Raw genomic sequence first — 9,915 nt, forward strand, 5'->3', positions numbered from 1 at the left:
AAATTTACTAAAAGTGTCATATAAAAAAGGATATTCATATTTATGGCAAGATAACACAACTGATTCAACATATTTGGTATCCCAGCCAGGTAAATATTCAGTTGTTGTAACGGACTCCAATAAATGCAAATATTACGATGAAATAACCTTGAGCCAGATTTTAAAACCATATTTTGATTTAGGAAAAGATACAGCTATTTGCTTGGGAAGTGAAGTTACTATTCGCTTGCCAATCAACAACTATATGTATCAATGGCAAGATGGATTGAATTCTAATGTATATACAGTAATTGATACAGGATTATATGTTGTAAAAGCAACAAATATTTGTGGTTCATATAAAGATTCAATATATTTCAAGCAAGCAAACTGCGATTGTTCTGTTGACGTTCCTTCTGCTTTTTCACCAAATGGAGATAATGTAAACGATATTCTATATTTAAGAGGAAGCTGTGTTAAAAATATTGAATTTTATATTTATGACAGATGGGGAGAAAAAGTTTTTGAATCCCATGAGTTATCAAATGGATGGGATGGAACATTTAAAGGCAAAAAGATAGATGCGGCAGTTTTTACATTTTATCTTAGTGCCGAATCAGAACTCGAAAAAGGGAAAATATTTAAAAAAGAAGGAAACATATCACTAATCAGATAAAATAATATGATGTTGATGTACAACAAAACAATAAAAATATCATTTTTTACTACCTCCATTTTTATAATTATTATGTTATTTCAATTGCCATTATGTTACTCTCAGGATATTCATTTTTCTCAATATTTTTCTACTCCTTCAATTTTGAATCCAGCATTAACAGGTCAATTTAATGGAAAATTTCGTTTAATAAGTAATTACAGAAATCAATGGAGAGCTATTTCCCGAAATTCTTATAAAACTTTTAATACCTCAATTGATGCGCCTGTTTATAAAGAAAAACTCTTTGCCGGACTTTCCTTTTTTAATGATGTGGCAGGTGATTCTAAAATGAGTTTGACTCAAATTAATTTACCGCTTGCCGCTACGGTTAACTTAGATAATAATAATTCATTGACAACAGGAATTCAAATTGGATGGGCTCAAAGGTCAATTGATATAAGTAACTTAACATGGGATAGTCAATACGATGGTAAAACATTTAATAAAACATTAAGTTCAAAAGAATCTTTTTTAAATACCAATTTTAACTATTTTGATTTGTCATTTGGAACATTCTGGCAAAATATTATAAGTGAAAAAATAAAATACAATGCAGGAATTGGACTTTTTCATCTAAATAATCCTAAACAAAGTTTTTATAGTGATAATGATAAATTAAATTCTAAATTTATATTTCATAGCGGAGCTGAATTTAAAGTTAGAAATTCAAATACTGTTTATAATCCTACATTTATGTTTATGAAACAAGGAAAGATGCAAGAGGTTAACATTGGTATTATGGCAAAATACAGTATAGGATTGGATTCAAAATATACCGGAATAAATGTATCTTCAAGTGTTGTATTTGGTGCATTTTATAGATTAAATGACGCAATCATTCCATATACCCGCTTAATATATAAAAACAGATATGCCATAGGATTTAGCTATGATATAAACGTTTCTCGGCTTAAAGTTGCTTCCGATAGCAGGGGTGGAGGAGAAATAAGTATAGTTTATATATTTAGTAAAAAGAATGTGTCGGTAAAAGTTGTTCCAAGTTTATAATAAATTTTATAAAGAAAAATAACAGTTAAATTTATTTTTCTATTCTGTTGAAAAATACATTCCAACCAAAAAACAACCCTATTCTTATTTTTTAGTACTTTTACATTTTAATGAGATGATTGATTCTAATCGTCGAATCATTAATTAATTTTAAGAAATCTATAGTTGAATTTAATAACAATAATCCTTATAGGGCTGGCTTTATCAATGGATGCATGTGTAGTTTCATTGTGCTGCGGAATTACATCAAAAAAAGAAAAACTTTTAAAAGCATTAAAATTAGGATTTCTGTTTGGCGGATTTCAGGCAATAATGCCGCTTTTGGGATGGTTAATCGGAAGCATATTCGAAAAATATATTCGCGATTATAGTTATTGGCTCGCATTTATATTATTGGCATTTATCGGCGGAAGAATGATTTACGAATCATTTAAAAACCCTGATTGCAGAACATCCATAAATTTTGATAAACTTTCGGTATTGCTTTTATTGGCAGTCGCAACGAGTATTGATGCTTTAGCTGTCGGCTTCAGTTTTGCTGTATTGAAAATAAATATTTTTATTGCAATACTGATAATAGGATTAATTACTTTTGTCATATCGTTTGCAAGCGTTAATATTGGAAGCAGATTCAGCAAAATACTTGGCAATAGAGCAGAGTTGTTCGGCGGTTTGGTATTAATAGCAATAGGTATAAAAATTTTAATTGAACATTTATACTTTAGTCAATAGTCGTTGGTCATTAGTCATTAAAAAAAGCATGAGTAATATAATAAAATCAGATATTCTCGAATATCCCATATTTATTGGAAAAGATGTTTATTCGGAATTAGAAAAATTTCTAAAAAATTATTCATCAAATAAAATATTTATTCTTGTTGATGAAAATACCGGAAAATACTGCCTTCCATTAATTCAAAAAAATGTAAGTTCATTAAGAAAAGCTGAAATCATAAAAATTAAAAGCGGCGAAAAAGGCAAGGATATTGAAGTTTGTAAAAAATTGTGGAAAGAATTAATTATTTCAAGTGCTAACAGAAACTCCTTATTAATTAATCTTGGCGGTGGTGTAATTACCGATTTAGGCGGATTTATTGCAGCAACTTTTAAAAGAGGAATGGATTTTATAAATGTCCCCACAACGCTTCTTTCAATGATTGATGCGTCAATTGGAGGAAAAACCGCAATAAATATTGACAAAATAAAAAATCAGGTTGGTGTATTTGCAAATCCTAAAGCAATTTTTATAAATCCTGATTTTTTAAAAACTCTTGCTCAAAGAGAAATAATTTCGGGATATGCCGAAATTATTAAACACGCTTTGATTTGCGATAAGGAATACTGGAAAACATTGAAAAATACCAATATTCAAAATGCTGACTGGAACTCAATTATTAAAAAATCTGTTGAAATAAAAAGCAAATTTGTAAAACTCGACCCAAAAGAAAATAACATTCGCAAAGCATTAAATTTCGGACATACTATTGGTCATGCTTTTGAAAGTTATTCAATGGAAAATGATAAAAAACCATTATTACACGGTGAAGCAATTGCTGCCGGAATGATTTGCGAAGCATATATTTCAACAAAAGTTTTAAATCTAAAAGAAAAAGAACTAAATGAAATAACATCCATTATAACTCATGCTTTCAAGCAATACAAAAATTTCGAAATTAAGAAACTGATAGAATTAATGTATTTCGATAAAAAGAATATAAACAAAAAAATAAATTTTACATTAATTCCCGAAATAGGGAAATATGCAATTGATAATGAAATTGAAGAAAATTTAATTTCAGAAGCATTAAAAATTTATAAAAATATTTCATGAAACTTTGCGTCTTAGCGCCTTTGCGGTATATTTTTTTCACCGCAAAGACGCAGAGGCGCAGAGGGGAGAGAATACAATACAATGACTTACAGAATATCAAAGAAAAATAAAACATTAAAAGGAAAAATAATTATTCCGCAATCGAAAAGCGAAAGCAATAGGGTTTTGCTTATTAAGGCACTTTCGGCTAACCCGATTAAAGTAAATAATCTTTCCGATTCCGATGATACGATTATTTTGCATAAAGCATTAAAAAAAATTGCTGAAAATAAAAATCACAATAATGTTTTGACAATTGATGTTGGTGCTGCGGGAACAGCAATGCGTTTCTTAACGGCTTTTCTTTCAATAAAAAAAGGAAAATATTTGCTCACCGGCTCAGAACAAATGAAAAAACGACCTATAGGTTTGCTTGTTGATGCTCTGAATAATTTAGGTGCGAATATTGAATATGGCGAAAACAAAGGATTTCCTCCACTAAAAATCATTGGCTCAGATTTTAATAAATCAGAAATTACAATTAATGGAAATATAAGCAGTCAGTATATTTCAGCATTGCTTATGATTGCACCAATTTTAAAAAATGGCTTAACTATTACAATTAACGGTGAACTTGTTTCAAAACCATACATCGAAATGACATTACAAATAATGAAATATTTTGGTATAAAATATTTATGGAAAGAAAATAAAATTGAAATAAAAAATCAGAAATATAAATCTTCAGAATTTAATATAGGTGGCGACTGGAGTGCTGTTTCATACTGGTACGAAATGGCAGCATTTTCCGCTCATGTTGATTTAACAATCAAGGGACTTTTAAATAACAATCTTCAAGGCGATTCGATTGTTTCAAAAATTTATGAAAATTTCGGAATAAAAACAAAATGGCTCAGTAAAAATACAATTCATATTTCAAAAGAAAATTCTATTTCCGAAAAGTTTTTTTATGATTTCACCGGTTGTCCTGATATTGCTCAAACGCTTGCCGTTACTTGTGCGGGTTTAAATATTAATGCAGAACTCATCGGATTGTCAAACCTTAATATAAAAGAAACCCAACGACTTGATGCACTCGACTGCGAATTAAAAAAAATCAACTTTAACACTAAAATTATTAATAATTCAGAACTCAAAATATATTCTCGGAAAAACCTTAAACTGAAAACTATAAACTGTAAACTGAAAACTTATAATGACCACCGCATGGCAATGGCATTTGCTCCTTTGGCAGTTCTTCTCGGAGAAATCCAAATTGAAAACCCTGATGTTGTTACAAAATCATATCCAAATTTCTGGAGTGATTTAAAATCAGTTGGTTTCAAAATAGAAGAAATTTAATTATATTTTCTTAAATTTTTTCTAATTTCGTACTTTTAATAAATCAACTTATATGAGTTCGACTATTGATAAATTAAGCAATGGAAAGCTTTTTACGGAATTTCCTCCAATAAGTACAATTGAATGGGAAGAAAAAATTAAAGAAGATTTAAAAGGCGCCGATTACGAAAAAAAACTTGTCTGGAAAACAATTGAAGGTTTCAGTGTAAGACCTTATTATCGTGCAGAAAATCTTGATAATTTAGAGTATTTAAAATGTTTGCCCGGAGAATTTCCTTTTACAAGAGGAAATAAAAAATATAATAATGATTGGGAAATACGTCAGGATATTGAAACGGAAGATATTCAAGAAGCAAACATAATTGCTCGGGATGCAGTTTCAAAAGGCGCAAATGCCATTGGTTTTAGAGTAAAAATCGTAAATAAAGCCGAAGAAATGCAGGCACTTCTGAAAGGAATAGATTTAACCGAAGTGAGTATTAATTTCACTTCTTCAAAATCATTTCCGGCAACACTTGATTTATTTTTAAAAGAAATTGAAAGACAAAAATTAGATTCAGCAAAAATAAAAGGTTCTTTGGGTTTTGACCCGCTAAGTTATTTGTTACTGCAAGGAAATTTTTTCACAACAAAAGATAACAATTTTGTTGAAGCTGCTTATTTAATTAATAAGGTAAAATTGGAACTTCCAAATTTCAAAGTAATTACCATTAATGGCAATTATATACATAACTCAGGTTCTTCTTTAGTTCAGGAATTGGGCTTTAGCATTGCTTCGGCAAATGAATATGTTTTTCAACTTTTAAGTAAAGGAATAGAAATTGATGAAATTGCTCCGCGGATTTTATTTTCTTATGCAGTAGGTTCAAATTACTTTTTGGAAATAGCAAAATTGCGTGCAGCAAGAGTTTTATGGGCGAAGGTTGTTGAACAATACAAGCCGAAATATAAAGAATCAATGCAAATTAATATTCATACAACAACTTCGCAATGGAATAAAACAATTTACGATACTCACGTAAATATTCTCCGCTTAACAACCGAGGCAATGTCTGGAGCAATAGGTGGCAGCGATTCTATTTTAGTTCAACCATTTGATAATACATTTAAAGATGGAGATGAGTTTTCTTCAAGAATTTCAAGAAACATACAAACAATTTTAAAATCAGAATCACATTTTGATAAAGTAGTTGACCCTTCTGCAGGTTCATATTATATAGAAAATTTAACCGATTCCATTGCAAATACTTCGTGGAAATTATTTCAAAAAACAGAAGAGCAGGGAGGATTTATTGAATCTATTTTGAAAAATTTTGTTCAGGATGAAATTGAAAAGACCTGTCAGCAAAGAAATATTGACATTGCAATGAGAAAACAAATTATTCTCGGAACAAATCAATATCCGAATTTAAACGAGCAAATGCTTGACAAAACAACAAAAGCAAAATCAAAGGAATATAATTTTGAAAAGAAAACTATTTGTAAAAAAATAAAAATGTACAGAGGTGCTGAAGCATTTGAAGAAATAAGATTTACAGTTGAAAAATCGGGAAAACGTCCGAAAGTGTTTTTATTCGCAATAGGAAATTTAGCAATGCGAAAGGCAAGAGCAATGTTTGCAACAAATTTTTTCGGATGTGCAGGTTATGAAATTATTGATAATGCCGGATTTAAAACTATAGAAGAAGGATTAGAAACAGTAAAAAAAATTGAACCAGAAATAGTTGTTATATGCAGTTCCGATGAAGAATATGCAAAAATAGGTTCTGAAATTTCAAGAGGAATTAAAACAAATTCTGCAAAAACAAAAATTATTGTTGCAGGAAATCCAACAGAAATAATCGAAAAACTTAAAGAAGCAGGAGTTGATGATTTTATTCATGTACGTTCAAATGTATTGGAAACATTGAAGAAATATAATAATTTGCTAATTTGTTGATGTGATAATTAGGCAATGTGCCAATGTGCTAACGTGCCAATAAAAAGATTAATTATTAATTATGGAAAAAGAAAATATAATTTTAAAATTGACGTTTGAATTTGCTCTTGATATTATTAAATATTCTGAATTTCTTGAAAACAAAAAGAAATTTGTAATTGCAAAACAAATTTTAAAATCAGGAACTTCCATTGGAGCAAATGTTCGTGAAGCACAAAGTGCCGAAAGTAATTCGGATTTTATACATAAAATTAAGATAGCGGCTAAAGAAGCAAAGGAAACAGAATATTGGTTGCTTCTTTGTAATGCATCAGAGAATTATCCTTCAAATGATGGTTTAATTGAGAAAATAAATGTAATAAATAAAATATTTTCAAAAATTATTTCAACTTCTAAAAACAACCAGCTAATTGGCAAATAAGCACATTGCCGAATAAGCACATTAAAATAATTATGCGAAAAGATTTCACCAAAGTAGATTTCAGAAAAGCAAACGAAAAAAAGCAAATTAAATTTTCATCTGAATCAAACTGGCTTACTGCCGAACAAATTGCCGTTAAGCCATTTTACACCGAAGATGATTTAATGGGAATGGAACATTTGAATTATGCTGCGGGAATTCCACCGTATTTACACGGACCTTATTCCACGATGTATGTTATGCAGCCATGGACTGTGAGGCAATATGCTGGTTTTTCAACTGCCGAAGAATCGAATGCTTTTTATCGCAGGAATTTAGCAGCTGGACAAAAAGGATTATCCGTTGCATTTGATTTAGCAACGCATCGCGGCTACGATTCGGATAACGAACGAGTAACCGGTGATGTTGGAAAAGCCGGCGTAGCAATAGATTCCATTCTTGACATGAAAATTTTATTCGACCAGATTCCTCTTGCTCAAATGTCGGTTTCGATGACAATGAATGGTGCTGTACTTCCGGTTCTTGCTTTTTATATTGTTGCAGCGGAAGAACAGGGTGTTTCACTTGATAAATTAAGCGGTACAATTCAGAATGATATTTTGAAAGAATTCATGGTGCGGAATACCTATATTTATCCGCCGCTTCCATCAATGAGAATTATTGCCGACATTTTCAAATTCACTTCCAAAAATATGCCGAAGTTCAATTCAATAAGCATAAGCGGTTACCATATTGAAGAAGCCGGTGCCACTTCCGATATTGAATTGGCATATACTTTAGCCGACGGACTTGAATATATAAGAGCAGGAATAAATGCTGGAATAGACATTGATTCGTTTGCTCCGCGATTATCATTTTTCTGGGGAATAGGATTGAATCATTTTATGGAAATTGCAAAAATGCGTGCTGCAAGAATGTTATGGGCAAAAATCATAAAACAATTTAACCCGAAAAATCCAAAATCGCTTGCATTGCGTACACATTGTCAAACTTCCGGCTGGAGCTTGACTGAACAAGACCCTTTTAATAATGTTGCAAGAACCTGTATTGAAGCGATGACTGCAGCTCTTGGACACACACAATCACTTCATACAAATGCTCTTGATGAAGCAATTGCATTGCCAACTGACTTTTCGGCGCGTATAGCAAGAAATACTCAAATTTATTTACAGGAAGAAACAAATATCTGTAGAGCTGTTGACCCATGGGCTGGCTCATATTATGTTGAATCGCTTACTCATGAACTTGCTCTCAAATCGTGGAAATTAATTCAGGAAATTGAACAACTCGGAGGAATGGCAAAGGCAATAGAAACAGGAATTCCGAAAATGAAAATTGAAGAAGCTGCTGCGCGCCGTCAGGCAAAAATTGACTCCGGAAAAGATATAATTGTAGGAGTGAATAAATTCCGTCTCGAAAAAGAAGCACCAATAGAAACGCTTGAAGTTGACAATACCGCCGTTCGCGAATCACAAATAAAAAGATTAAAAAAATTAAGAGCGGAAAGAAATAACGAAGAAGTAAAAAACATATTGATTGCCATAACCGAAGCATGTGGCACAAATGAAAAAAATTTATTAGCTTTGTCAATTGAAGCGGCACGCAAACGAGCAACACTCGGCGAAATTTCTGATGCATGCGAAAAAGTTTTTGGCAGATACAAAGCAACAATACGTTCAATATCGGGAGTATATTCTATGGAAATAGCAAATGATGAAGGTTTTTCCAAAGCAAGAGAACTTGCTGATGAGTTTGAAAAAATTGAAGGGCGCCGTCCGAGAATTATGGTTGCGAAAATGGGACAGGACGGACACGACAGAGGTGCAAAGGTTGTGGCAACAGCTTATGCCGACATGGGTTTTGATGTTGACATCGGTCCGTTATTTCAAACTCCTAAAGAAGCAGCAAAACAAGCTGTGGAAAATGATGTTCACATCCTTGGAATATCAAGCTTGGCAGCAGGGCATAAAACTTTAGTTCCGGAGGTAATTGCAGAATTAAAAGCACTCGGAAGAGAAGATGTAATTGTAATTGTAGGCGGTGTTGTTCCTTCTCAGGATTATGAGTTTTTATACAACGCAGGAGTTACAGGCATTTTCGGACCCGGCACAATAATTTCGGAAGCTGCAATTAAAATATTAAATATTTTAATTGAATCGAGAAAATAAAAAAATATGTCCGACAAAGTCGAAAAATTCAACGAATACCGCAGTAAGATGAATGAAAAAATTCTTGCGGTTGACAATAAAGTAATAAAACGACTTTATAATCTCGATACAAATGCTTACATGGATGGAGCGTTACCTGCTAAGACAAAAGAAATGCTCGGTTTGGCTACTTCAATGATACTTCGCTGTGACGACTGTATAAAATATCATCTCGAAAATTGTTTCAAAAATAAAGTAACCACAGAAGAATTATTTGAAATTTTTGCAATCGTGAATATTGTCGGTGGAACTATTTGTATTCCTCATACACGCAGAGCTGTTGAATATTGGGAAGAACTTCAGAATGATTAATAGTTTTTGTAAAAACTTCGTTATTCGTTATTCGACATTCATTATTCGATATCATTAGCGTACCATAAAAATTAAAACATTTTTAACTGACTATATAAAAGTTCTTTGACATTTTGATGATAAGGTTTATTGATAAGCTCTTTCACTGGTGTTTTATCA

At 31.5% G+C, this 9,915-nt stretch carries 9 protein-coding genes; all 9 read left to right on the plus strand.

What is annotated here, in order from left to right:
* Positions 1-655: gliding motility-associated C-terminal domain-containing protein (locus WC223_13245; GenBank protein ID MFA6925204.1), on the plus strand; the 655-nt coding region annotated here is incomplete at its 5' end.
* Positions 656-670: 15 nt separating this feature from the next.
* Positions 671-1,705, plus strand: a complete 1,035-nt coding sequence (locus WC223_13250) for a PorP/SprF family type IX secretion system membrane protein (GenBank protein MFA6925205.1) — start codon at positions 671-673, stop codon at positions 1,703-1,705.
* Positions 1,706-1,870: 165 nt separating this feature from the next.
* On the plus strand, positions 1,871-2,437 hold the full coding sequence (locus WC223_13255) for a manganese efflux pump MntP family protein (protein ID MFA6925206.1): 567 nt from the start codon (positions 1,871-1,873) through the stop codon (positions 2,435-2,437).
* Positions 2,438-2,465: 28 nt separating this feature from the next.
* On the plus strand, positions 2,466-3,536 hold the full coding sequence (aroB, locus tag WC223_13260; GenBank protein ID MFA6925207.1) for a 3-dehydroquinate synthase: 1,071 nt from the start codon (positions 2,466-2,468) through the stop codon (positions 3,534-3,536).
* A gap of 81 nt (positions 3,537-3,617) precedes the next feature.
* Positions 3,618-4,877 (plus strand): 3-phosphoshikimate 1-carboxyvinyltransferase, encoded by a 1,260-nt coding sequence (gene aroA / locus WC223_13265; GenBank protein ID MFA6925208.1) that lies wholly within the window; start codon positions 3,618-3,620, stop codon positions 4,875-4,877.
* Between the two features lie 52 nt (positions 4,878-4,929).
* Positions 4,930-6,816 (plus strand): methylmalonyl-CoA mutase family protein, encoded by a 1,887-nt coding sequence (locus WC223_13270; protein ID MFA6925209.1) that lies wholly within the window; start codon positions 4,930-4,932, stop codon positions 6,814-6,816.
* A 61-nt stretch (positions 6,817-6,877) separates the two neighbouring features.
* Positions 6,878-7,237, plus strand: coding sequence for a four helix bundle protein (locus WC223_13275; GenBank protein ID MFA6925210.1), 360 nt, complete (start codon positions 6,878-6,880; stop codon positions 7,235-7,237).
* Positions 7,238-7,269: 32 nt separating this feature from the next.
* Positions 7,270-9,405: a methylmalonyl-CoA mutase gene (gene scpA, locus WC223_13280; GenBank protein ID MFA6925211.1), complete on the plus strand. Its 2,136-nt coding sequence runs from the start codon at positions 7,270-7,272 to the stop codon at positions 9,403-9,405.
* A 6-nt stretch (positions 9,406-9,411) separates the two neighbouring features.
* Positions 9,412-9,756 (plus strand): carboxymuconolactone decarboxylase family protein, encoded by a 345-nt coding sequence (locus tag WC223_13285; GenBank protein MFA6925212.1) that lies wholly within the window; start codon positions 9,412-9,414, stop codon positions 9,754-9,756.
* The last annotated feature ends 159 nt before the right edge of the window (positions 9,757-9,915 follow it).

The organism is Bacteroidales bacterium, from assembly GCA_041671145.1.
In the GTDB taxonomy this organism is placed as follows: Bacteria; Bacteroidota; Bacteroidia; order Bacteroidales; family JAHJDW01; genus JAQUPB01.

Coding starts and splice junctions, on each gene's coding strand:
- WC223_13250 (MFA6925205.1), top strand. CDS start 671: ATGTACAACAAAACAATAAAAATATCATTTTTTACTACCTCCATTTTT.
- aroB (MFA6925207.1), top strand. CDS start 2,466: ATGAGTAATATAATAAAATCAGATATTCTCGAATATCCCATATTTATT.
- aroA (MFA6925208.1), top strand. CDS start 3,618: ATGACTTACAGAATATCAAAGAAAAATAAAACATTAAAAGGAAAAATA.
- WC223_13270 (MFA6925209.1), top strand. CDS start 4,930: ATGAGTTCGACTATTGATAAATTAAGCAATGGAAAGCTTTTTACGGAA.
- WC223_13275 (MFA6925210.1), top strand. CDS start 6,878: ATGGAAAAAGAAAATATAATTTTAAAATTGACGTTTGAATTTGCTCTT.
- scpA (MFA6925211.1), top strand. CDS start 7,270: ATGCGAAAAGATTTCACCAAAGTAGATTTCAGAAAAGCAAACGAAAAA.
- WC223_13285 (MFA6925212.1), top strand. CDS start 9,412: ATGTCCGACAAAGTCGAAAAATTCAACGAATACCGCAGTAAGATGAAT.